Raw genomic sequence first — 24069 nt, forward strand, 5'->3', positions numbered from 1 at the left:
ATTCTTTTTTGTATAAAGGATGTGAGTTTATATATAAATGAAAGAAATAAAAGACAAATCCTCATCTTCATTTTTAAAATGATATTAATATTGTTTGAAAGTTGTAAAGCTGAGTGACAAGGGAAGGGGGATATTTTTATCTTTAAGGCTTTCTCACTCAACGAGTGTTTGTCTTTTTGCTTTAGAGATGATTCAAACAGATATACATAATAACATGCCCTTATTGGGTATAGAAATATTATAAACAGAAAAAGACTCAAAACGCACCATTATATAAAATTTGAATGTTGATTAATAGGCACAGTAAAAGGATGCACTATTCATTTCACTTTTTTACATTAATAACCTCTATGATGTTATCGTTTATGTTGTGAGAAGAAATGAAATATTTATGCAATATGGTGATTTATAGTGATAAGTCATTATTTTATATTTGGAATAAGAGGCCCGAATAGCGTAGAATTTTCCCATTTCAATTCTATTGATACTGAATCAATTAAAATCGCTTACTTGCGTATCAAAAGTGCGGCTGTATGTAGATCCTCTTTAGGAAAGAATAAAAATTCCCCTTAAGAAAGCAATGCTATTTGGGAAGATTAAGGCATATTATTTCTGTCGACCAGAAATTAGGTCGGTTTGTATATCTATTTTCCCAGTGAGTCTTGCTTTGTAAACACCGTAATTCTCCATGACACGCATCACGTAATTCCGTGTTTCTGTATAAGGGATACGTTCAATCCAATCGATGACGTTATCGAGAGATTGTCCTCGAGGATCGCCATAACGTTTGATCCATTCATTGACTCGACGGGGACCTGCATTATAACCAATAAGAGTTAGGATATAGGATCCATGAAAACGTTCTAATTGTTCATTGAGAAAATGGGTCCCTAGTGTTACATTATAACGAGCATCACTGCTGAATTTTTTATGGGACCATGCGATTGAGTATTTTTTTGCTAATGCTTTTGCTGTTGTAGGAAGCAATTGGAGTATTCCTTGTGCACCTGCTTTTGATATGGCTGTTGGATTAAATTCGCTTTCTTGGCGTGCAATGGCGTAGATAAGCGATTTTTCTTCTACAGAAATATGAGCAGAAGCTGGTATAGCGCCCAGAGGATGAGAGAGTGCCCCGACATTTTTTCCCTGAAAAGCAGCCATTTTTCCGATTTTGAGGCTGGTATAATAGTCACCATTTTTTTCTGCCATAACAGCCAGAAGAGCTAATTCACCTGGGTGTTCTATTTTTTTTCCGAGTTCTCTATAAAAAACTTTAGCAAAATCAGCATATCCAGCTTCTTCAAGACGTTGAATTGCTTTGATCGCTTTTCGTGCACTAAAATGTTGTCGCTCAGCGGGCGTTGGTTTAGGGAAGGAAATGTTAAGCTTTTTTTGGTTGAGTCGCGCAGCGGCTAATTGACCATAATAAGTTGCACCAAAGTGAGCCGCACGATAAAAGTAATGCTGGGCATTTTTGTTTTCTCCTAGTGTTTCTGCTGTTCGCCCCATCCAGTAATATCCACGTGATGCAGAAAAAGGTGAAGAGGAGAGTTGAGGAATGCGTGAAAAATGCTGCATTGCCAATTTAGGGTTATGAAGAAACCGTAGTGCGTACCATCCAGCATGAAATTCAGCATCGACGGCTAATGCAGATGGCATATCAGTGTGCATTGCAACGAGGTGATAAGCCATTTTGGGTTTGTTTAAATCAAGCATTTCGCGAGAAAGGGCGCGTTGCTCTTTCCACAATGAATGAGGGTTCATAAGATGGAATGCATCTTTTGATGTTTTCATCATGAGCATTGCGGCTGCATCGTATTGCTCTGTTTTCCGAAGATGGCGCATTCGAGCAAACTGGAAAAGAGGATCTTTTTTCCATACTCTCTCTATAGCTTGTAATTTTTGTGTCGCTCTAGGATCATTTTTTTCAACGGCTACAAAAGCATCAAAAAGAAATTGAGCACGGGCTAATTTTGCAACGCGTGCCGCTGAATCAAAACGATGTGCATACAGCATAAACTGCATGCGTTTTAAATGATCAATAGATTTTAAGGCAGCGCTTGCATTTTTAAGAACGAACACTTCTTCTTGTGCATTCAGCTGTGTTTTATGCCACCATGGTGCAATCATGTGTTGAGCACGGGTGATTTGTCCCGTTGCAATAAGTGCTTTAGCGAAAAGAGCCATGCCTTGTGCCGTGAGAGGGGGGTGATGAGAAAATTTTTGGATAATAGCGCGTGTGACATTGGTTTCGTTAAGAAAAGCACGTTCAGCATTGCGTTGCATCGTTTCTATACCAGGCCATCCTTTTAGCATGTTAATTGCATTAAATATTTCAGAGCTTGGTATATTATCTTGATTTGATAGCCCTAGTGCCCATGTCAAAATATGACGATCAAGGCTATGTTTTTCCATTGAATTACGCAAGTTTATTGTTTTTGCAATATTGTTGTTTGCAAGGGCATCTAATCCGGCTTTTAGTTGTTTGAGTGCCGCAGTATTGTACGATGTTGTGGCTCTCTGTTGAAGAGGTTCTTGAGCTTCTTGTTTGACAGTAAGGGGGGGAGGACGTGTCGAAGGGATTGGGGCTTTCCCATGTAAAAGAGGTGTTTGTGCATGTGCACTTGAAAATAAAATTCTTATTGCCAGTATAAGTGCAGTAAAGCTTGATACGAAAAGAGAGGTGGAAAATACACGCATAGAGAAAAGACCTTGAGACCTTGCTTTTTGTAAAAACTTAAGGGTTTATAGAACACAAGCGTGAAAAACGCGTTAATACAGACAGCTTATTTTAAAGAAATGTTCAAAATTTAAGGAGGGACATCTTCATCTTGTAGAGGCTTTTTTTGAAATTCATCTTGCTTCAATGATAGAGCAAGATTATGCTCTATTTAAAATTTATAAAGGCGATTATTAACAAAATAAAAGCGAACATTATAGGGAGTTTATCATGCTCAAGGGAGCTATAACTGCGCTTATCACACCGTTTGATCATAAGGGTGAAATTGATGAGAAAGCATTTTGTGATTTTGTTGAATGGCAGATCACACAAGGGATTAACGGTGTAAGCCCTGTTGGGACAACAGGTGAATCGGCAACTTTAAGTCATGAAGAGCATAAGAAAATTATAGAATTGTGTGTTGAGCAGGTTGCAAAGCGTGTTCCTGTTGTTGCTGGAGCGGGATCAAATAGCACAAGTGAGGCTATAGAGCTTGCGCAGCATGCAGAAAAGGCTGGTGCAGATGCAATTTTGGTTGTCACTCCCTATTATAATAGACCAAATCAGTCTGGTTTATACAAGCATTTTTCTTCCATTGCCAAAGCTGTTTCTATTCCGATTATAATTTATAATATTCCGGGGCGTTCTATTATCGATATGGCTGTGGAAACGATGAGAGATCTTTATCAAGATTTTAACAATATCATTGGTGTTAAGGATGCAACGAGCAAAATTGAGCGCGTGAGTGAACAAGGTGAAAAATGCGGCAAAGATTTTGTGCAGCTTTCCGGTGATGATTGTACAGCATTAGGTTTTAATGCACATGGAGGTATGGGGTGTATTTCAGTTTCCTCCAATGTTGCTCCAAAACTTTGTGCAGAGCTTCAAGCCGCTTGTTCTCGTGGTGATTATAAAACAGCACGGGAATTAAATGATCGCCTCATGCCTCTCAATCGTGCTGTGTTTATTGAACCTAGCCCAGCAGGGATTAAATATGCTGCTGCAAAATTGGGATTTTGTGCTGAGACTGTGCGTTCTCCGATTGTTCCATTAACAGAGAGCACAAAGAAGATTATTGATGTAGCCCTTAGTCATGCTGGTCTTTTAAAAGCATAAAATGATATCGACAAAGCCATGAATAAAAAAAAGAACGCGCCTGTACGGAAAATAATTGCTGACAATCGTAAAGCACGTTTTAATTTTGAAATTCTTAATAATCTTGAGGCGGGTCTTGTTCTTCAAGGAGCGGAAGTGAAGTCTTTACGTTCTAATCATGCTAATATTGCTGAAAGCTATGCTAGTTTTGAAAATGGGGAATTATGGTTAGTAAACAGCTATATTCCTGAATATACGCAGGCTAATCGTTTTAATCATGAGCCGCGACGTTTGCGTAAGTTATTACTTTCAAAACGTGAGATGGCACGCTTTTTTAATGCAACATCCCGCGAAGGAATGACACTCGTTCCTCTCAAACTTTATTTTAATGAACGTGGGCGCGTTAAGTTGGAGATTGCTCTAGCACGTGGAAAAAAACTTCATGATAAGCGCGAAACGGAAAAAAACGTGATTGGGGACGTGAAAAAGCAAGACTTTTAAAAAGATATGGATGATCCGATTTGGGTATCCTTTATTTAGCATTGATCTAAGTATGTTTTTGCTGCTTGAAAAATTTGGTGAAACATAGCGTCTGTCAAGCGGCCAGTATTCGTATTATAACGAGAACAGTGATAGCTTGAAAAGATCCGTAATCTGCCGATGTTATTGATTTTACCATGTTCAAAAGGGTGAGCTAAAACTTTTTCATTAAGAGCGCGTATGGTTGAGTGGTGTGCAATGGTGCCTAAGGTAATAACGGCTTTAAGTTTGGGAAGATTTGTTAAAAGAGGCGAAAAGAAAGAGCGGCACGTGTTAATTTCTGCACCGGTGGGTTTATTTTCTGGTGGAACACAACGAACAGAGTTAACGATTGCAACATCAATCAGTTCAAGATTATCATCTGCTCTTTCTTCAAAGTTCCCTTGGGCAAAACCGAATTTTTTCAAAGTGGAATAAAGTAAATGCCCAGCATAATCACCCGTGAATGGGCGTCCAGTTCGGTTGGCGCCACGTAATCCAGGAGCAAGACCGACAATGAGAAGGCGCGTTGTGTCTGCACCTTTATAGGGAAAGAAAGGGCGTACTGGTGCATTATGCCAACGTGGTTCTTTCATACGCCAGTCGGCGATAAATTGATGGAGCCTAGGACATAAATTGCAATTTTGGGGTGGCTCTGGGCAAAGCGATGTTAATGGACTATTCATGGCGTTAGGTATCAATACTTTTTTATTCTTTTGAGTCTTTTATAGCGTATATAGCGTATATGACGGGTTATGTTTTGATAAACAACCTAGAATATCAATAAACTGTTTTAGAAGAAAGTTTAATATAAACTTATCGCTGATTATGATGTAACGAAAGGCAATCTTTCAGTCATTTATTCAATGAATAAGAGTACAATACAGAATGATATTCAAAGAAAAATTCTGTCTTTCATAAATATATTATCATAAAAACTGTGCATAAGGCTGTTGTTATTGGAAAGTTTTTTTAAAACTCGTATTCCTTTTAAAAGGATAAAGACTCTGAAGAGATATTTTGTCGAGAGACACCTTCTTTTGCTTCAATCCAACCTATTGAAATTCTTTTAAGGGCAGCTTTGATAAAGAGCACAAATAAGATATACATTTTTTTATCAATTTTTCTAGAATTTTCTCAAATAAGTTCTTTAAGCAAAAAATATGAAAGCTTGTGTTGTTTTTCTTGTGTTTTATTTTGATTATTGTATATACTCCTTTTTTATCCGATATTAAATTTTTTTATTTGAGAAAGAGGCATAAATGGCCCGCGTAACGGTAGAAGATTGTATTGATAAAGTTGATAACCGCTTTGAATTGGTACTTTTAGCAGGTCATCGGGCGCGTCAGATTTCACAAGGAGCGCAGATTACAATTGATCGGGATAATGATAAAAATCCGGTTGTTGCTTTGCGTGAAATAGCAGAAGAAACATTGTCGTCTGCTGATTTAAAAGAAGATCTTATTCATTCGCTGCAAAAACATGTGGAAGTAGATGAGCCAGAGATGGCAAGTGAATTTATCACCCATTCAAGTGAAGCTGAAAGTATTTTTAATACTTCATCGCAAGAAGAAGGGACTTCATTTGATCATATGTCAGAAGAAGAGCTTTTAGCGGGTATTGAAGGTTTGGTTGTTCCAGAAAAAAGTGACGATTATTAAATTATTAGATTATTAATTGCATCGGTCGATATTACAGGAGTTAAAGATACCTTGTTATGTAAGGAGCAGTTATTTTTCTTGTTTTTTATTGATAAGATGTGTTCAATAAGGATTAGAGGTATGAAAAAATAAAGGATATGCTCGTATGATGCGTCAGTGTGAGCTTGTTGGGCGTGTTCAGCGGTACAAATCTGACGTAGATGAGGCTCTTTTAAACAGAGCTTATAATTACGCAATGAAAAAGCATGAACATCAAAAGCGTGCGTCAGGTGATGTTTATTTTTCTCATCCTTTAGAAGTTGCTGCTATTTTAACAGATATGCGGTTGGATGAGGCAACGATTGCCGTTGCTCTTTTGCATGATACGATTGAAGATACAAGTGCTACACGAGCAGAAATTGATCAGCTTTTTGGTTCTGAAATTGGAAAGTTAGTTGAAGGGCTTACAAAGCTTAATAAGCTTGATCTTGTATCAAAGAAAGCTGTACAGGCAGAAAATCTTCGTAAACTCCTTATTGCCATTTCTGATGATGTTCGTGTTCTTTTAGTCAAACTTGCAGACCGCCTTCATAATATGCGGACCCTTGGTGTTATGCGTGACGATAAACGTCGACGAATTGCTGAGGAGACAATGGATATTTACGCACCACTTGCGGGTCGCATGGGTATGCAGGATATGCGCGAGGAATTAGAGGATCTCTCTTTCTTTTATTTAAATCCAGAAGGTTATCGTACAATTACCAATCGACTTTCTGAATTATTGAAGCACAACCGTGATTTGCTTTCCACAATTGAAAATGAATTGACAAAACTTTTTTTGGAAAATGGCATTAAAGCAGATGTTAAAAGTCGTCAGAAAAAATCTTATTCAGTTTTTCGCAAAATGGAAAGTAAAGCATTATCTTTTGAGCAGTTATCGGATATTTTTGGATTTCGTGTGATTGTTGATTCCGTGAATGATTGTTATCGTGCTCTTGGCGTCATCCATACGACATGGCCGGTGGTTCCTGGCCGTTTTAAAGATTATATTTCTATCCCAAAGCAAAATGATTATCGTTCTATTCATACAACCATTGTGGGGCCTTCGAGACAACGCGTTGAATTACAAATTAGAACGGCTGCCATGAATGAAGTTGCTGAATATGGCGTTGCTGCCCATTCCATATATAAAGAGCAGGGTTCCAATTATTCGACTTCGAAGTTATCAAGTGAAACGAATGCCTATGCATGGTTGCGTCAAACGATACAATCTTTATCTGATGGAGATAATCCGGAAGAGTTTTTAGAACATACAAAACTTGAGCTTTTTCAAGACCAAGTTTTTTGTTTTACGCCAAAAGGTCGATTAATTGCTTTTCCTAAAGGCGCTACACCTATTGATTTTGCTTATGCCGTCCATACAGACATTGGCGATTCTTGTGTGGGCGTAAAAATCAATGGTCGTATTATGCCTTTAATGACGAAATTAAAAAATGGTGACGAAGTTGATATTATCCGTTCACATGCTCAAATTCCACCAGCGGCGTGGGAGTTTCTTGTTGTGACGGGTAAAGCACGTTCAGCTATTCGACGTGCAAGCCGAGCAGCGGTACGTAAGCAATATTCGGGTTTAGGGTATCGTATTCTTGAACGTTCGTTTGAATATATGGGAAAACAATTTTCAAAAGATGTTTTGAAGAAAGTTTTACCACGTTTAGCACGTAAAGATGTAGAGGATGTATTGGCTGCTGTAGGGCGTGGAGAGCTGTTTTCCGCTGATGTGATTAAAGCGGTTTATCCTGATTATCAAGAGCGTGTGGTACAAAAGTCATCTTTTAAGCCTGGGGAAGAAGGGTGGTTCAATATTGAAAATGCTCAAGGTATGATTTTCAAGGTTCCAGAAAATGAAAAGGATGCAATGGTCAAGAGTCATCAATCTAAAGCATTACCTATTCGAGGAACCCGTGGAGATATCCCTGTACGTTTTTCACCAGAAGGAGCTGTGCCTGGAGATCGGATTGTTGGTATTATGCAACCAGGTGCGGGGATCATTATTTATCCAATACAGTCTTCGGCTTTGATGGCGTATGATGATCAGCCAGAAAGATGGATCGATGTCCGCTGGGATATTGATGCCCAAATGAATGAACGTTTTCCTGCACGGATGAATATTTTGGCTGTAAATAGTCCTGGTTCTTTGGCTGAAATTACGCAAATAATTTCTGCTAACGATGCCAATATTCACAATTTATCTTTTATCCGTACAGCACCAGATTTTACAGAAATGATGATTGATTTAGAAGTTTGGGACTTAAAACATTTGAATCGTATTTTTTCTCAGTTAAAAAAGGCAGGTTCAGTCAGTACAGTACGGCGGGTTCATGGATAACAGGAAAGATTTTGCAATGAATACACAAGATGTCATTGATATTTTTAAACAAGCAGATGCTATCTTAGAAGGGCATTTTATTTTAACGTCAGGGCGCCATAGTGCAACTTATATGCAAAAAGCAAAAGTATTTATGCATGCTGACTTGACGGAAAAGCTCTGTCGTGGATTGGCTGAAAAAATAAAAGAATCTATCAAGGAACAAATTGATTATGTCGTTGGTCCCGCAATTGGCGGTCTTATCCCTTCCTATGAGACTTCACGTCACCTCGGTGTTCCTTCTCTTTGGGTAGAGCGTGTCAATGGTGTCTTTGAATTGCGTCGTTTTGAAATTAAGAAGGGTGCACGGGTTGTTATTGTCGAAGATATTGTAACAACGGGTCTTTCCATTCGTGAGACCGTTGAGGCATTGGCGGCAGCGGGAGCAGCTGTATTGGCAAGTGCCTGTATCCTTGATCGTTCCGGTGGTAAGGTTGATGTTGGTGTTCCATTGATTGCGTTGGCTGAATACGAGATAGCCTCTTATGCGAGTGATGCACTTCCTGCAGATCTTTCTGTTCTTCCAGCGATTAAACCAGGTAGTCGAAATATTTAATTGTCTTTCTATATTTTTTTTATGCAAAAACTTTAAAAGATTAATTTGGAAGATATAGATTATTTCATCATCAAGAGATGTATATTGAGAGTCATATGCTTTTTCGTCGTCGAGAACCAATAGATTTTGTAACGCGTATTCGACTTTGGTTATGGCCACGTCGTTCATTTTCTCGCTCATTTTCTTACATCTATAAGCGTATTTTGCGTATATCAGCAACACCGCATGAAGTTGCATTAGGGTTTGCTATTGGCATTTTTTTAGCCTGTTCCCCTTTATTCGGGGTGCATATTATCTTGGCAATATTTTTTTCTTGGATTTTGCGTGCAAACTTTGCGGCTGCAATTATTGGGACGGTTTTTTCTAATCCACTCACGTTTTTATTGATTGTCATGGCTGATTATAAAGTAGGGTATTTTTGTTTATCGCTTTTTAGTGATGTCAATGAGATTTCTCTTTCTCAAATTCGTACTCTGTTTAATGGTTTGACAGTGTCAAATCTCTCTCTCCTTTTTAAAGGTGCATGGAACACAATTATGAGTCCTATGATTTTAGGTGGAACTCTTTTAGGTGTTGTTTTGGGTGGTTTATCTTATATAGGTGTTTACAGAGCAACGGTTCGTTTTAAACAAAAGCGATGTCAAAAGATTATAAAAAAAAGGCGTTTAAAGAAGCGTTCATCGTAAGAAAGATCGGGGTAATATCTTATGATTGTTGGCCTTGGAAATGATTTGGTTGATATACGACGGATTGAGAGAATGTTGGTTCGTTATGGCGAGCGTTTTATCCAACGTATTTTTACGGATATTGAAAGGAATAGATCCGAAAATCTCAAAAAAAAATCTTCTTCTTATGCGAAAAGATTTGCTGCTAAAGAAGCATGTGCTAAAGCCTTGGGGACGGGAATCGCGAGTGGTATCAATTGGAAAGACATAGGGGTAGTTAATTTACCATCTGGTAAACCAATCATGCAATTAACAAATCGTGCGCAAGTACAACTTCAGAAGTTATTACCTCCTCATCATGATGCGATTATTCATCTTAGCATAACAGATGATTTTCCTTGGGCGCAGGCATTTGTTATTATTGAAGCACTTCCACGTGGATAGATGGCGTGAGAGATTGTACTTTTATTATTTGAATATTATGATGGAAAAAAGTTATATTTGTGATGAGAAGGTAGTTGATGATGGTCCAAAAAGATGAAGTGCATAAAAAAGGAAAAAAAGGTGGGATTCTTGAATTAATTTCTGTTTTAATACAGGCTTTGCTTTTAGCAGCGTTTATTCGGACACTTTTTTTCCAGCCTTTTAGTATTCCTTCCGGTTCGATGCGTCCTACTTTATTAGTGGGGGATTATCTCTTTGTTTCTAAGTATGCATATGGGTATTCTCGTTTTTCTATCCCCTTTTCTCCTCCCCTTTTTTCTGGACGTATTTGGGTATCTCAACCTCAACGGGGAGATGTGGTCGTTTTTCGTTTACCAAGTAATCCGAAGATCGATTATATAAAACGCGTTGTTGGGCTACCAGGTGATCGTATACAAGTTCGTCAAAGTGTTCTTTATATTAATGATGAGGCTGTTTCGCGTCACTTTATGGGGGAGATTGATAATTCTGATATAACGGAAGTGAACTATCCTGTTGAGGTTTATCGCGAGACACTGCCTAATGGTGTTAGCTACGATACGCTTGATTTAGCTTTCATCCCAAAAGTTGATGATACAAAAGTTTTTGAAGTCCCTCAGGGACATTATTTTATGATGGGTGATAACCGCGACAATTCAGATGATAGTCGTTTGGATGTAGGTTATGTTCCAGAAGAAAATCTTATTGGTCGCGCGAGCGTAATTTTCTTTTCTATCAGTAACGGTTCAAGTGCTTGGCAGCTTTGGCGCTGGCCATTTGATGTGCGTTGGAAACGTTTGTTTTCTTTCATAAATACGGTTCATGATTTGCCGCTTATCAAGCAAGGAAACAACGATGAAACGTCTCATGATTGAACAGCTTTTCAAGCTGACGGGGCATCGTTTTAAAGATGAAGAGAAATTAAAAAGAGCATTAACACACGCGAGTGTACAAGATTCGGAACAGGGGAATTATGAACGACTAGAGTTTCTAGGTGATCGAGTTTTAGGGCTTTTGATTGCAGAAATGCTGTATCAACTTTTTCCTCAGGCAAGTGAAGGTGAATTATCAGTCCGTTTGAATCATCTGGTTAATGCGCAGACATGTGCTGATATTGCACGAGAAATGAGGCTGCCTGAAATGATCCAAGTTGGTTTTGAGATAAGAGATTTTGAAGGACGTCGACTCATCAATATGCATGCAGATGTCGTGGAAGCTTTGATTGCTGTGATGTATCTTGATGGAGGATTGAAAAGCGTTCGTCCTTTTATTCAAAAATATTGGCAAAGTCGGGCAAAGAAAATGGATGCGGGGCGACGTGATGCCAAGACAGAGCTACAAGAATGGGCGCATATCCAAGGCAATGCACAACCCCATTATCAGGTTATCAAACGTTCAGGTCCAGATCACGATCCTGTTTTTATGGTAGAGGTCAGCATTTCAGGTTTTGCTCCGGAGATTGGGCAGGGAAGTTCTAAAAGAAATGCCGAAAGAATGGCCGCTGAAAAAATTTTGCGACGAGAGGGAGTATGGAAAACGGTGGGAAAAAATGATCATGAGTGACATTATGAAAACGCGTTCTGGGTTTGTTGTGCTTATTGGAATGCCGAATGCCGGTAAATCGACATTGGTTAATCAATTGGTTGGAACAAAGGTTTCAATTGTAACGCATAAGGTACAAACAACACGAACTTTAATCCGCGGTATTGTCATTCATGATGATGTGCAAATTGTGTTGATCGATACCCCGGGTGTTTTTCGTCCCCATAAGCGTTTAGAACGTGCCATGGTCTCTGCTGCTTGGGGAGGGGCTAAGAGCGCTGATGTCCTTCTCGTTTTAATTGATGCTCAAAGTGGTCTTTCGGATGAAGTTGATATGATGTTAGATATTGTAAACAATATGAAACAAGAAAAAGTTCTTGTTCTAAATAAGGTTGATACAGTTGTTAAATCATCTCTTCTAACGTTAACCACTAAAATAAATGAACGTGTAAAGTTCGCGCAAACATTTATGATTTCTGCTCTAACCGGTTCTGGTTGCAAGGCTTTACTGCATGCTTTGAGTAACATGATGCCGGAGGGTCCATGGTATTATCCGGAAGATCAAATTTCCGATATGCCTATGCGTCATCTTGCTGCTGAAATTACGCGTGAAAAACTTTTCCTTCGTCTTCATGATGAACTTCCTTATTCCTCAACGGTTGAAACAGAAAGCTTTGAAGAGCGTTCAGATGGTTCCATTAAAATTAATCAAGTTATTTATGTAGAACGTGAGAGTCAGAAGAAAATTGTTTTAGGAGCAAAAGGCGATACAATTAAAACGATTGGTCAAGCAGCACGCAAGGAACTTATGGAAATTATGGATCAAAAAGTTCATCTTTTTCTCTTTGTGAAAGTGCGCAATAATTGGGATACGGATCCAGAACGTTATCGCGAAATGGGATTAGATTTTTTAAAATAATTAAAATAAAATGAAGTGGAAAGAACAAGCTGTTATTCTTGGGGGGCGCCAATATGGTGAAACAAGTGTTATTCTTGAGATTATGACGCGTGAACGTGGTCGTTATATGGGGGTGGTAAAAGGGGGACGTTCGCGTCGTATGGCAGCTCTTCTTCAGCCCGGAAATTTTGTGGAAGCTGAATGGAGTGCGCGTTTAGAAGAACATTTGGGACTTTTTCGCCTTGAAGCACTTGATTTACATGCGGCACGATTAATCTGTCTACCAGAAGCACTGTATGCTTTGCAATTGATTGCTTTTCATTTGCGGCTTCTTCCAGAGCGTGATCCACACCCCGTTTTATATGATATTTTATACCTTTTTATGCAGAATTTTGATGAACCATTTATCAATGCAGAATTGCTGGTACGTTTTGAAATGCGGCTTCTTGAAGAACTCGGGTTTGGTCTTGATTTATCTTGTTGTGCTGCAACAGGTCGTCAGGAAAAGCTTTATTACGTATCGCCAAAATCTGGACGGGCTGTCTGTGAAGAAGCAGGGGAACCTTGGAAAAAAAAACTTCTCATTCTCCCACAGTTTCTTGTGCAAAGAGCGACCCGTCCTACTGATTTTAGGGATATAATAAATGGTTTTAACTTAACGGGTTTTTTTCTTATGCGTCATGTCTGGGAACCACGAGATATAAAACAGCCATCAGTGCGTATGAATTTAATACAGTTGTTTGAGCGTCGATTTTGTATACAGGTATTCATGTGTTGATCTGATAATAATGGAATAAAATGGGAAAATGAAAATTTTAAAAACAATTGCTGAAGTTCGCCAATACACTTCAGAGGAACGATGTTTAGGCCTTTCGATTGGTTTTGTTCCAACAATGGGAGCACTCCATGAGGGGCATCTTGCACTAGTACAGCGTGCAAAAGCTATGTGTGATCGCGTATTGGTGTCTATTTTTGTCAATCCAAAGCAATTTGGACCTCATGAAGATTTTGCTCAATATCCAAGAGATTTGAGGAGTGATTGTGCTTTGTTAAAAAAAGCGGGTGTTGAATGTGTTTTTGCTCCTTCTGTCGATGAAATGTGGCCACTGGGAAACGATACAATTGTGCAAGTGAAAAAATTATCACGCATTTTGATGGGAAAACTACGTCCAGTGCACTTTTGTGGTGTAACGAGTGTTGTTGCTAAGCTTTTTAATATTGTTCAGCCTGATAAGGCTTTTTTTGGAGAAAAGGATTTCCAACAAATTGTAATTATTCGGCGTATGGTCGAAGATTTAGCCTTTCCTGTTAAGATTATTGGCGTTCCTATTCTACGTGAAGCAGATGGTGTTGCGCACTCTTCACGCAATCAGTTTTTAACATTAGAAGATCGTAAAGCTGCCAAAATTATTCCTGAAAGTGGAAAAGCTGCTGAAAAGCTTTACCATGAAGGTGAACGATCGGTTGATAAATTATGCAAAACTGTTCGTGATATTTTACAACGAGAAACGCGTGCAATCATTGAAGCAGTAGATTTACGGGATATGGAAACTTTATGCGTGGTCAAAGGAACATTGAATAAACCAGCAGTTTTACTCCTTACCGTCCGTTTTGGCGATGTAAGGCTTATTGATCAATATATCTTGCAAGAGAAGAGTGGAAAATGAGTGTACACAAAATGGTCAAACGTATAACATCTTCTGAAATACGCTCAAGAAAGGGACAACAGCCGATTGTTTCTTTAACAGCTTATCAAGCTTATACTGCACGGATTGCTGATCCCTATTGCGATATCCTTTTGGTTGGTGATAGTCTTGGTATGGTTGTGTATGGGTTTGAGACAACGCTTCCTGTGAATTTAGATATGATGATTGTACACGGGAAAGCCGTGGTACGTGGGTCTCAAAAAGCTCTTGTCGTTATTGATATGCCTTTTGGCTCTTATGAGGAAAGCCCAGAGCAAGCTTTTTTAAATGCATCTCGTATTCTTGCTCAAACAGGGTGTGGTGCCGTTAAGCTTGAAGGTGGTGTTTATATAGCAGAAACAATAGATTTTTTGTGTAAACGTGGCATTCCAGTGATGGGGCATATTGGTCTCACACCCCAAGCGATGAATCGTTTTGGTGGTTTCAAAACACAAGGACGCAAGGAGAGTGATTGGCAAAGCATTGAAGAAGATGGAGCAGCGATTGAAGAGGCAGGTGCTTTTGCTGTTGTTTTAGAAGCAATTGTCGAGCCTTTAGCGGTGAAACTTACAGAAAAGCTTTCTATCCCCACGATCGGGATAGGCGCATCCAATCAATGTGATGGACAAGTATTGGTGATGGAAGATATGTTAGGCTATGGTTCCCACGTGCCAAAATTTGTACGTCGTTATGGAGACCTTGAACAAGCCATGGAAGCAGCAATCAAGCATTATGCAGAAGATGTTACATCTCGTGCTTTTCCAGCGGAGAGTGAAGTTTATAAACTAAAATGAACTTCAATTTAAGATGAAAGTTTTGAAAAAAAGACATTTGCTCTTTTGATAATGAGAGTGTGTGATTTCATATATTTTTGTATGTAATTTGAACGATGATTTTTTTCATTGGCTGTACAGGGGCGGTTTCCTTACGCAAAACAGAGCGCCATTGGGGAACTAATTTGCGCGCTTTTTCAAAAAGAAACATTGAGACACCTGATTTCACTCTCGCGACAATGCCTGTGAATGGTATGATGGTGAATTCTCTAGGAAGTGTATAAAATTTATAAAGCACGATAATCTTTACGCTTCATAAAAAAGCAAACGGGCATTATCACACACTTTGCCAATTTCCAATGTTAAGACAAGCGCTGGTATTTTAGGTCGTCCATAAAAGGCATTTTTAGTCCTTTCTTATACAAATTTTACCCACACACTCCTCCCGCTTATGATATGCAGGAAAATAATTTTGATTGATGCAATATAAGAAAGTTTGAAATGAGTAAATCCTACGTATTCAGGGCTCTTATTCAACATGAAAAACAATGAATTATGATTATAAATTAGTGTGATGAGTCTGTAATGACAAGGAATCAATAATGGAAGGATTCTAAAATTTTTGGGCATCCAAGTCATTAAAGCGCGTTAAAAATGCGTTTTCAATTTGTTGGGTAGAGTAGGGGTGTAAGTTGAGGTCATCGGGTAAAATATTATTGGGAGAGCCAAAATAGCGAAGGGCTTCTTCTGTACTAAATCCGGCAAGCGTGATTGCTTCATGATATGCAGCAATACGGTCGGCTTGTTTGATTTTTTTTAAAAGTTTTTGAGAAAGGTCAACGGGAAGAGAAAAGCGCATGTGGATTGCATCTTGGATGCATTTTTCAATGCGTTCATACTGTTTTCCTATGATAGCTTTAAAGGGTGAAATCATATCGCCGATGACATATTCTGGCGCATCATGAAGAAGAGCACAGAGACATTCATTTCTGGGCGACTGTGGAAAAAGTTTTTGAAATATTCGTTCGACTAAAAGTGAATGTTGTGCAACAGAATAGGCATGTTCTCCTCGTGTTTGACCATTCCAACGTGCTACACGAGCAAGTCCATGGGCAATATCTTCAATTTCAATATCAAAAGGAGAAGGATTGAGAAGATCAAGTCTGCGCCCAGAGAGCATTCTTTGCCAAGCGCGTGCTTCTCCACTTTTTAAGTGTTCAGCTTTAGCCATGCGTATTTTCTACAGTATTTTCAGGAAAAGTAAAATTCATATTTTCAGCAATATGTATGGTGACAGGAATGTTTTTTACGCTAAAGGGAATGTTATGATCCATAGCATCTTTGACGTGGTCAATACGCATTAAAGCGAGAGCCTCATTTGCAACACATGTTGCCAAGTGGCCAAGCACTTTTGTTCCTGCTTCAAGGCTTGATTGATGGGGGAGATCACATTGGCCTTTTACAATCAAAATACGGCGCCGTGCGGCACGGCGGTGGTGCATTCGTGAGACAATTTCTTGTCCAATATAACACCCTTTATTAAATGCAAGTCCATTGATTTGATCGTAATTAATATCATGAGGAAAGACTTTGCCGACTTCATAGTCTTGACCACTTTCTGCAATTGCATAACGAATGCGTAATTGATTCCATGTGTCATAATCTTCTGAAGTTAAAAGAGGAGTTTTACCGTAGATTCGTATTATTTTTTCTTTTTGTGGGAAGCGTTTATCAACAAAATTTGAATCAAAATTTAAAGTATCTGATTCATTCTGCCAAAAAATTGTAACAAGCTCTTGTAATGGTTGTGTAATTTCTACTTTTTTACGCAATTTATAGAGTAACAGACGCTTGTAGAGTGTATCAGCCAAAGACATCACAATATCAATAAAATAACCCTCCTCTCTTTTACCGATGAGAAAATCAGCAAGAACCTTTCCTTGTGGAGATAAGAGGGCTCCAGGGAAAATTTCTTGTGGGCTGATTTTTTTTACATCTGTCGTGATCAGGGATTACAGAAAATCTGTTGCTTCTTCGCCTGTAATTTTAATAATTCCACGGTTTTTTAAGCAAATGGCGTTTGGTTTTTCAATCATGGTTCTTGCCTTTCTGCTCAAAGTTCCATAATCGATAAGTGAGCAATATGTAAGGAGCCTGCCTATGTTTAAAACATTTGATACAATTTTTAAAGGTGCAACACTTGTGAATCATGATGGAAGAAGCAAGCGTGATATTGGTGTTACAAATGGCCGTATTGCTGAAATTGGCGACCTTACATGTGCCTCGGCTGGTGAAGTGATTGATTGTACGGGACTTCATATTTTGCCGGGAATTATTGATAGTCAAGTGCATTTTCGTGAGCCAGGCAATGAATATAAGGAGGATTTAGAAAGCGGCTCATATTCTGCTGTGTTAGGGGGGGTTACTGCAGTGTTTGAGATGCCTAATACCAATCCATTGACAACATCAGAAGAAACATTAAACGATAAGGTTAAGCGCGGATTTCATCGAATGCATTGTGACTTTGCATTTTGGGTTGGAGGAACGCGTGAAAATGCTCATGAACTGTCTGAATTAGAAAGACTTCCTGGTGCAGCGGGAGTGAAAGTCTTTATGGGATCTTCTACCGGTGATCTTTTGGTCGATGATGATGAAAGTGTACGTCTTATTTTGAAAAATACACGCCGTCGTGCAGCTTTTCATTCTGAAGACGAGGAAAGGCTCAAAGAGCGTAAAATGCTGCGTATTGAAGGAGATGCATCCTCACATCCAGTTTGGCGCGATGAGATTGCGGCGTTAAAGTGTACGCAGCGTTTGGTAAAAATTGCCCATGAGACGAAAGCACGCATTCATGTATTACATCTTTCGACAGAAGAAGAAATTGATTTTCTAAAAAAACATAAAGATGTTGCAACAATTGAAGTGACACATCATCATTTGACTCTTACGGCTGATGATTATGAGCAGTTTGGTACATTAATTCAGATGAATCCACCTATTCGCGAACCGCGCCACCGTGAAGCCCTTTGGTATGGTGTTCAACAGGGGATTATTGATGTTTTAGGTTCAGATCATGCGCCTCATACCCTTGAGGATAAGCTTCAATCTTATCCCTCTTCACCTTCAGGAATGACAGGAGTGCAAACAACAGCAGCGATTATGTTAACACATGTGAATGCAGGAAAAATATCCCTTGAGCGTTTTGTTGATCTCACGTCACATGGCCCTAGTCGTATTTTTGGTATAAGCTGTAAAGGACGTCTTGCTGTCGGATATGATGCTGACTTAACCATTGTTGATCTTAAGCGTGAAGAAGTTATTACTAATGCACTGATTGGTTCGCGTGCTGGTTGGACACCTTATGATGGTCAAAAGGTTAAAGGTTGGCCTGTCGGGACTATTATCCGTGGTATGCGCGTTATGTGGGAAGGTGAAATTGTCACGCCTTCACAAGGAGAGCCTGTTAAATTTACAGAAACTTTGGTGTAAACAAGCATGAGTTTTATCCTGTTATGCCAAAACACCATCTTTTAGAGCGGTAATGTAATATAAGGCATAGCAGCCTCCTTAACACGTCAGTGTTTTTTTAGTGCGTGATGAATGTTCTTAGGCTTTTTTGTAAAGTCTTAAATTAAGCACATCACATGAGTGGAAAGCCAAGTGGAACGCACGAGCACTTGGGCTATTTACAAAACAGATTGGATTAAGAATCTTCATCCTTTGAAAGTGGGGAGGAAGTAAAAGAATAATTTTCTACAGAAAAAAAGCACTTATAAGAATAAAAGCAATATTGAAGTACTCTTCTTCAAAAGTTTCTTTATTTTCAAAAGCAACTTATTGATCTCTTTATTTGCGAGGGGGCATCATTGATATCACCTAAATTGAAAGAGGTGCTTTTTATATAGGTTAGTTGTTATAATGCATGAGAAGATTTTCAGATAAAGTTCTTCCTTCCTCAATGTATCTTTGATTGGCTTCAATGGCTGCTTGTGTACAATGATGATAATTTTCTGAGAAAGCGCGATAGGCTTCATTAAATGCTTCATAAAAATAAGCGCGTCTTTGTGGAATAGGGTGTTCTGCTTCAATCAGTGCGTTCATATATTCATACCATTGGTTTGTTGGAGGCTCACAAAGATTTTGGAGAGAATGCAATGATCCCAAAATTTCTGCGAGGCGAAGTAATTTTTTTTCATAAGGTGGAGATTGTTGCGCGAAGATTGGCATTGAAATGACAAGAAATACTAAAAAAATGATTTTTCTCAATTTATGACGCATTATTTTTTATTACTTTCTTTGAATAAAATACTGTACAGATAAAATAATTGTGTCATGAGAACGATGTTTAAAAATAGGATTAATTGCGACATTATTCTCAATGATTGGTTACAAAATATAGGGCGCAAGAGACAGTAAGGAACCCATTGTGTGGAACATTGAAAATATTGACGAAGTTTTTTATGGTTAAAAATTTAAGATTTGCTTCCTGTGATCTATTGTTCACATAAATATTCTATTGCCTATAGAATTTTTTCTAAAATTATTTTCTTCAAGGAGGGAGAAGCTCTCTGTCTATAGAATGCTTCTGTTCAATCAAATAAAAGAGATTGTTTTATGATAAATGATGGATACAGCTTCACTTACAATAGGGGAAGAAGAATTGACTATAAAGTAAAAGTTTTAGTCTAAATCGCGTAATGCGATCATTTGAGATAAGAGATATCTAAAGGAGCGGTGCGTAATATCGTTTACGGAGTAGAATGATGAAAGAGTTGCGATTTTATAATACGCTGACACGTAAAAAAGAAAATTTTATACCAATAGATCCAACAAAAGTACGTCTTTATGTTTGTGGCCCAACAGTTTACGATTACGCACATATAGGAAATGCGCGCCCTGTCATTGTTTTTGATATTTTATTTCGCTTATTACGTCATGTTTATGGCAATGATCATGTTCTATATGCACGTAATATTACAGATGTTGATGATAAAATTAATGCACGAGCCGCTTGTGAATATCCAAACTTGTCACTGAATGACGCTATTCGTCAATTAACAGAACGCACATATTCTCAGTTTCAACAAGATACAATAACGCTCGGTTGTCTATTGCCAACCAGTCAGCCACGTGCAACCGAGCATTTAGAGGAGATGCGCGCACTCATCGAAAGATTGCTTGAAAAGGGGCACGCTTATAAAGCGGAAAATCATATATTATTCTCTATAAGCAGCATAAAAAATCCCCCCCGTTATGGGGCATTTGCGAATCGTTCTTTAGATGAAATGAGGGCGGGGGCGCGTATCGATGTTGCTGCTTATAAAAGGGAGGAGATGGATTTTGTTTTATGGAAGCCTTCTGTGAAGGGAGAGCCAGGTTGGAAATCGCCGGGCGGAATTCCTGTTTTAGGTCGTCCAGGTTGGCATATTGAATGTTCTGCTATGTCAATGGCAAAGTTGTTAGCGCCTTATGGTGGTGGTTTGACTTGTGATGATCCGATCGTGAATATTTTTGATATCCATGGTGGTGGACTTGATTTAATTTTTCCTCATCATGAAAATGAGATTGCACAAAGTTGTTCAGCTTTTGGGACGGAGCGAATGGCTAATTTTTGGATGCATAACGGCTTTTTACAAGTTGAAGGTAAAAAGATGTCGAAAAGCTTTGGCAATTTCATAACCATTCGTTCTGTTTTAGAAAATGATTTTTTGGAATTTAATGATATTTTATCCGATGAAATGAAGCAAAATTGGGCGGGTTTGTCTGCACGTTTTTCAATGCTTCAAACGCATTATCGTGAACCATTAAATTGGACAGCGCAGCGTTTAATGCAATCGAGCAGTGAACTGTATCGTTGGTATGAATTGCTTCGCAGTAAAAAGAGTGTGATGGAAAACAATAAAGCGATTGAGGATACTTTAATAGATGCCCTCAGTGATGATCTTAATACGCCAAAAGTATTAACCCTTTTGCGAAAATTTTATAAAGCAGGAGATGCTTTAGCTCTTGTTAATGGGATGAATTTATTAGGACTATTACGACAAGAATGGATTAAAGAAGTAGACTGCCCATTATTTATAAAAAAAACGTCTCTTGATTTAAAATTTATTGATCAGCGCATTGCCGAAAGACTGCGGCTTATCCATAATAAAGAGTGGGGAGCTGCGGATAAAATTCGTGATGAGCTTGCAGCCGAGGGGATTCTCTTAAAAGATAATAAGGATCCGCAAAGTGGTAAGCGTATAACTGTGTGGGAAATAAAACGATTCTAATTTTCCTATTCCAGCAGTTCTCATAAATTAAAGGGAGAATATGATGGAATTTTTATATCATTACGGATATATCGCGCTTAAACTTTCTGTAGGTCTTGTTGCCTTCCTATTTATTTTAAGAACGACGGGTCGTGGGAGTCTTAGTCAGATGACACCTGTTGATTTGGTCAGCAATTTTGTTATGGGAGGTATTATTGGAGGAGTCATTTATAATCAGAATATTAGCTGCATTCAATTATTGCTTGTTTTACTGATTTGGCAAGTGTTGATCGCCTCTTTTAATTTTTTTGCACGCTATTCAGTTTTTTTGCGCCGTCTTATTGCTGGGCAGAATGTCACATTGGTTTTAGATGGGGACTTTCAAATGGATAAGATTAAGAATTTAGGGATCAATGTTAATGATCTCATTGCGATGTTACGTCTTAAAGGGTGTCACTTACACGAAGCTGCTTTTGTGCGTTTGGAAACCAATGGGGATTGCACTGTTATTAAAAAGGAAGAGGGTAAGAAATCGACGATAGTCGTAGAAAATGGTGAAGTTATTGATGATGGTCTAAAAGAGATTGGTAAAACAAAAAAGTGGCTTCAGGCAGAATTGAAAAAAAAGCATGTAAAAATTGAAAATTTATTTGCAGCAGAGTGGTATGAGAATACAGATCAAAATAATAAACTGTATAGTGGATTATTTCTTGTTCCTTTTTCAAAAACAGTCTAACTTCAAGCAACGAGTAGGTATAGCTTATCGGAAGTGTAAGAAACTTATACATAACCACAGGGGGGGGCCTGTTTGTGTGAATGATAGAGAAGTAAGGGCTTTATGAAACGCAATGAAATGACAAAAACTGTATCATCAGATACAGGGAAAACTCTGCACACACTTTATAATTTATGGCCTTATATGTGGCCGGTTGATCGGCGTGATCTAAAAATACGTGTACTATGGGCAATATTTTATCTTATTTTGGCTAAGTTCGTTCTTATATCTGTACCATATTTCTTTAAATATTCTACGAATGTGCTTGATACAAGCTTTCAGCTCCCTACATGGTTTCCATCCGGTTTGATTATTCCAATGATGCTCGTTTTGGCATACAATGTTGCCCGTATTATGCAGGCTGGATTAAATCAATTACGCGACTCTCTTTTTGCTACTGTTGGTCAACACGCTGTTCGTCAATTAGCTTATAAAACCTTTGTACATATTCATGAGCTATCTTTACGGTTTCATTTAGAACGCCGAACTGGTGGGCTTTCTCGTGTGATTGAGCGTGGTACAAAAGGAATTGAAGCGATCGTAAGGTTTTCAATTCTCAATACCGTACCGACAGTTTTAGAGTTTATATTAACGGCCCTTGTATTTTACATAAGTTACGGATGGCATTACCTTCTCATTGTTGTTGTAACGGTTTTATTATATACTTTTTTTACCATTAAGGCGAGTGATTGGCGTATTCGTATTCGGCAACAAATGAACACAGCAGATACTGAGGCGAATACGCGCGCCGTTGATTCTCTTTTGAATTTTGAAACGGTCAAATATTTTGGCAATGAAACTCTAGAAGCAGATCGTTTCGATGCCTCTATGGCAGGTTATGAAAAAGCCGCAACGAAAATTTGGACATCATTAAGCTGGCTTAATTTTGGTCAGGCTCTGATCTTTGGTACTGGAATGACGATTATGATGCTGATGTCGGCTTATGAAGTTTTTTATAAGACACAAACTTTAGGAGATTTTGTTTTTATTAATGCCCTTTTAATGCAACTTTCTATTCCACTGAATTTTATTGGTTCAATTTATCGTGATGTTCGACAAGGTTTAACGGATATGGAAGCGATGTTTGATCTTTTAGATGTTCAGCAGGAAATCGTTGATAAATCGGATTCTAACCCCTTAGAGATAAGCAATGGGACCATTCGTTTTCATCAGGTAAAGTTTTCTTATGATTCGACGCGTCAGATTCTCAGAGATATTGATTTTGAAGTTCCTGGAGGAAAAACAGTCGCCATCGTTGGGCCATCAGGTGCAGGTAAATCAACCATTTCTCGATTACTTTTTCGCTTTTATGATGTTGATGCAGGCTCTATCACAATTGACGGGCAGGATATTCGTGACATAACACAAAAAAGTTTGCGTGAAGCGATCGGCATGGTCCCGCAAGATACAGTGTTATTTAATGATACAATTGCCTATAATATTCGCTATGGACGACCAAGTGCGACAGATGAAGAGATGCGCAAAGCTGCTGAAATGGCACAAATATCAAAATTTATTGAGATGTTACCGGAAGGTTTTCAGTCTATGGTAGGAGAGCGTGGTCTCAAATTATCAGGGGGTGAAAAACAACGTGTGGCTATTGCACGGACACTTTTAAAAGCCCCCCCACTTCTTATTCTAGATGAAGCAACAGCAGCTCTTGATACGGCGACGGAACAGGAAATTCAACAAGCATTGGATATTGTAAGCCGTGGACGTACAACATTGATTATTGCGCATCGTCTTTCTACAGTTATCAATGCTGATGAAATTTTGGTTCTTAAAAGTGGCCGTATTATTGAAAATGGGACGCATACAGAGCTATTACAAAAGAAAGGTCTCTATGCTTCAATGTGGAATAAGCAGCTTGAAGCATCGCAAGCTGAAGAAAAATTACGTAAAATTCGTGAAGAAGGATGAGACGGGTATTGTTAATCGTAAAAATAAGGTGGGCAAAATGTAATCTATATCTTTATATGGAGTGATTGATTAAATACATAAAAAAGAGACAAGAGGAACAAAAAGGTTTATTGCTTGTTTAAGTTTACGATGAATAGGAAA

The 24069-nt window shown here is 38.5% G+C and carries 20 protein-coding genes and 3 pseudogenes; 18 read left to right on the top strand and 5 right to left on the bottom strand.

Going from position 1 to position 24069, the window contains the following annotated elements:
* Positions 1 to 606: 606 nt before the first annotated feature.
* Positions 607 to 2700: a lytic transglycosylase domain-containing protein gene (locus tag BN338_RS05425; RefSeq protein ID WP_039759817.1), complete on the bottom strand. Its 2094-nt coding sequence runs from the start codon at positions 2698 to 2700 to the stop codon at positions 607 to 609.
* A 250-nt stretch (positions 2701 to 2950) separates the two neighbouring features.
* On the opposite strand from BN338_RS05425, the gene dapA reads away from it, so the two are divergent.
* On the top strand, positions 2951 to 3835 hold the full coding sequence (dapA, locus tag BN338_RS05430; RefSeq protein WP_039759819.1) for a 4-hydroxy-tetrahydrodipicolinate synthase: 885 nt from the start codon (positions 2951 to 2953) through the stop codon (positions 3833 to 3835).
* Positions 3836 to 3853: 18 nt separating this feature from the next.
* Positions 3854 to 4329, top strand: a pseudogene (gene smpB / locus BN338_RS05435) (SsrA-binding protein SmpB).
* A gap of 21 nt (positions 4330 to 4350) precedes the next feature.
* Here the strand turns inward: smpB and BN338_RS05440 are convergent.
* Positions 4351 to 5019: a uracil-DNA glycosylase gene (locus tag BN338_RS05440; RefSeq protein WP_039759821.1), complete on the bottom strand. Its 669-nt coding sequence runs from the start codon at positions 5017 to 5019 to the stop codon at positions 4351 to 4353.
* A gap of 576 nt (positions 5020 to 5595) precedes the next feature.
* Between BN338_RS05440 and rpoZ the strand changes: the two genes are divergently transcribed.
* The 12 genes from rpoZ to BN338_RS11650 all read left to right on the top strand — a co-directional run bounded on the left by rpoZ (position 5596) and on the right by BN338_RS11650 (position 15266).
* On the top strand, positions 5596 to 5994 hold the full coding sequence (rpoZ, locus tag BN338_RS05445) for a DNA-directed RNA polymerase subunit omega (RefSeq protein WP_039759822.1): 399 nt from the start codon (positions 5596 to 5598) through the stop codon (positions 5992 to 5994).
* A gap of 145 nt (positions 5995 to 6139) precedes the next feature.
* Positions 6140 to 8362, top strand: a complete 2223-nt coding sequence (locus BN338_RS05450; protein ID WP_039759824.1) for a RelA/SpoT family protein — start codon at positions 6140 to 6142, stop codon at positions 8360 to 8362.
* A gap of 16 nt (positions 8363 to 8378) precedes the next feature.
* Positions 8379 to 8957, top strand: a complete 579-nt coding sequence (pyrE, locus tag BN338_RS05455; protein WP_039760126.1) for an orotate phosphoribosyltransferase — start codon at positions 8379 to 8381, stop codon at positions 8955 to 8957.
* A gap of 95 nt (positions 8958 to 9052) precedes the next feature.
* Positions 9053 to 9643, top strand: a complete 591-nt coding sequence (locus BN338_RS05460; protein WP_039760128.1) for a DUF2062 domain-containing protein — start codon at positions 9053 to 9055, stop codon at positions 9641 to 9643.
* A 21-nt stretch (positions 9644 to 9664) separates the two neighbouring features.
* The gene (gene acpS / locus BN338_RS05465) at positions 9665 to 10066 is read left to right on the top strand and encodes a holo-ACP synthase (protein WP_039759826.1); all 402 of its coding nucleotides are present in this window, start codon (positions 9665 to 9667) and stop codon (positions 10064 to 10066) included.
* An 80-nt stretch (positions 10067 to 10146) separates the two neighbouring features.
* On the top strand, positions 10147 to 10959 hold the full coding sequence (lepB, locus tag BN338_RS05470; protein WP_039760130.1) for a signal peptidase I: 813 nt from the start codon (positions 10147 to 10149) through the stop codon (positions 10957 to 10959).
* Positions 10940 to 11647, top strand: coding sequence for a ribonuclease III (rnc, locus tag BN338_RS05475; RefSeq protein ID WP_039759829.1), 708 nt, complete (start codon positions 10940 to 10942; stop codon positions 11645 to 11647). The genes lepB and rnc overlap by 20 nt, the downstream gene beginning before the upstream one ends.
* Positions 11640 to 12545, top strand: a complete 906-nt coding sequence (gene era, locus BN338_RS05480; RefSeq protein ID WP_039760132.1) for a GTPase Era — start codon at positions 11640 to 11642, stop codon at positions 12543 to 12545. Before rnc ends, era begins: the two co-directional genes overlap by 8 nt.
* A 10-nt stretch (positions 12546 to 12555) precedes the next feature.
* Positions 12556 to 13302, top strand: coding sequence for a DNA repair protein RecO (gene recO, locus BN338_RS05485; RefSeq protein WP_039759830.1), 747 nt, complete (start codon positions 12556 to 12558; stop codon positions 13300 to 13302).
* 28 nt (positions 13303 to 13330) lie between these two features.
* Complete coding sequence (gene panC / locus BN338_RS05490; protein ID WP_039759832.1) at positions 13331 to 14191, top strand: pantoate--beta-alanine ligase; 861 nt, start codon at positions 13331 to 13333, stop codon at positions 14189 to 14191.
* Entirely contained in the window at positions 14188 to 15003 is an 816-nt protein-coding gene (gene panB / locus BN338_RS05495) for a 3-methyl-2-oxobutanoate hydroxymethyltransferase (RefSeq protein ID WP_039759834.1), read from the top strand. Before panC ends, panB begins: the two co-directional genes overlap by 4 nt.
* 95 nt (positions 15004 to 15098) lie before the next feature.
* Entirely contained in the window at positions 15099 to 15266 is a 168-nt protein-coding gene (locus tag BN338_RS11650) for a hypothetical protein (protein ID WP_156809260.1), read from the top strand.
* 329 nt (positions 15267 to 15595) lie between these two features.
* Here BN338_RS11650 and BN338_RS05500 read toward each other — a convergent pair whose 3' ends face one another.
* Both BN338_RS05500 and ygfZ read right to left on the bottom strand, forming a co-directional pair.
* Positions 15596 to 16213 carry a YfbR-like 5'-deoxynucleotidase gene (locus BN338_RS05500; protein WP_039759836.1) on the bottom strand — a complete coding sequence of 206 codons (618 nt, stop codon included), beginning with the start codon at positions 16211 to 16213 and terminating at the stop codon, positions 15596 to 15598.
* Positions 16206 to 17078, bottom strand: a pseudogene (ygfZ, locus tag BN338_RS05505) (CAF17-like 4Fe-4S cluster assembly/insertion protein YgfZ). Before ygfZ ends, BN338_RS05500 begins: the two are co-directional and overlap by 8 nt.
* Before the next feature lie 64 nt (positions 17079 to 17142).
* Here ygfZ and BN338_RS05510 point away from each other — a divergent pair.
* Entirely contained in the window at positions 17143 to 18471 is a 1329-nt protein-coding gene (locus tag BN338_RS05510) for a dihydroorotase (RefSeq protein WP_039759838.1), read from the top strand.
* A gap of 417 nt (positions 18472 to 18888) precedes the next feature.
* Here the strand turns inward: BN338_RS05510 and BN338_RS05515 are convergent, their stop codons facing one another.
* On the bottom strand, positions 18889 to 19260 hold the full coding sequence (locus BN338_RS05515; RefSeq protein ID WP_039759841.1) for a TIGR02301 family protein: 372 nt from the start codon (positions 19258 to 19260) through the stop codon (positions 18889 to 18891).
* Between the two features lie 485 nt (positions 19261 to 19745).
* On the opposite strand from BN338_RS05515, the gene cysS reads away from it, so the two are divergent.
* From cysS to BN338_RS05530, 3 genes and pseudogenes are all read left to right on the top strand, one after another.
* On the top strand, positions 19746 to 21254 hold the full coding sequence (gene cysS / locus BN338_RS05520; protein ID WP_039759844.1) for a cysteine--tRNA ligase: 1509 nt from the start codon (positions 19746 to 19748) through the stop codon (positions 21252 to 21254).
* A 43-nt stretch (positions 21255 to 21297) separates the two neighbouring features.
* On the top strand, positions 21298 to 21969 hold the full coding sequence (locus BN338_RS05525; protein ID WP_039759846.1) for a DUF421 domain-containing protein: 672 nt from the start codon (positions 21298 to 21300) through the stop codon (positions 21967 to 21969).
* A gap of 102 nt (positions 21970 to 22071) precedes the next feature.
* Positions 22072 to 23971 (top strand): annotated as a pseudogene (locus BN338_RS05530) (ABCB family ABC transporter ATP-binding protein/permease).
* Positions 23972 to 24069: the final 98 nt, after the last annotated feature.

It is taken from the genome of Bartonella queenslandensis AUST/NH15, assembly GCF_000312585.1.
GTDB classification, from domain to species: domain Bacteria; phylum Pseudomonadota; class Alphaproteobacteria; order Rhizobiales; family Rhizobiaceae; genus Bartonella; species Bartonella queenslandensis_A.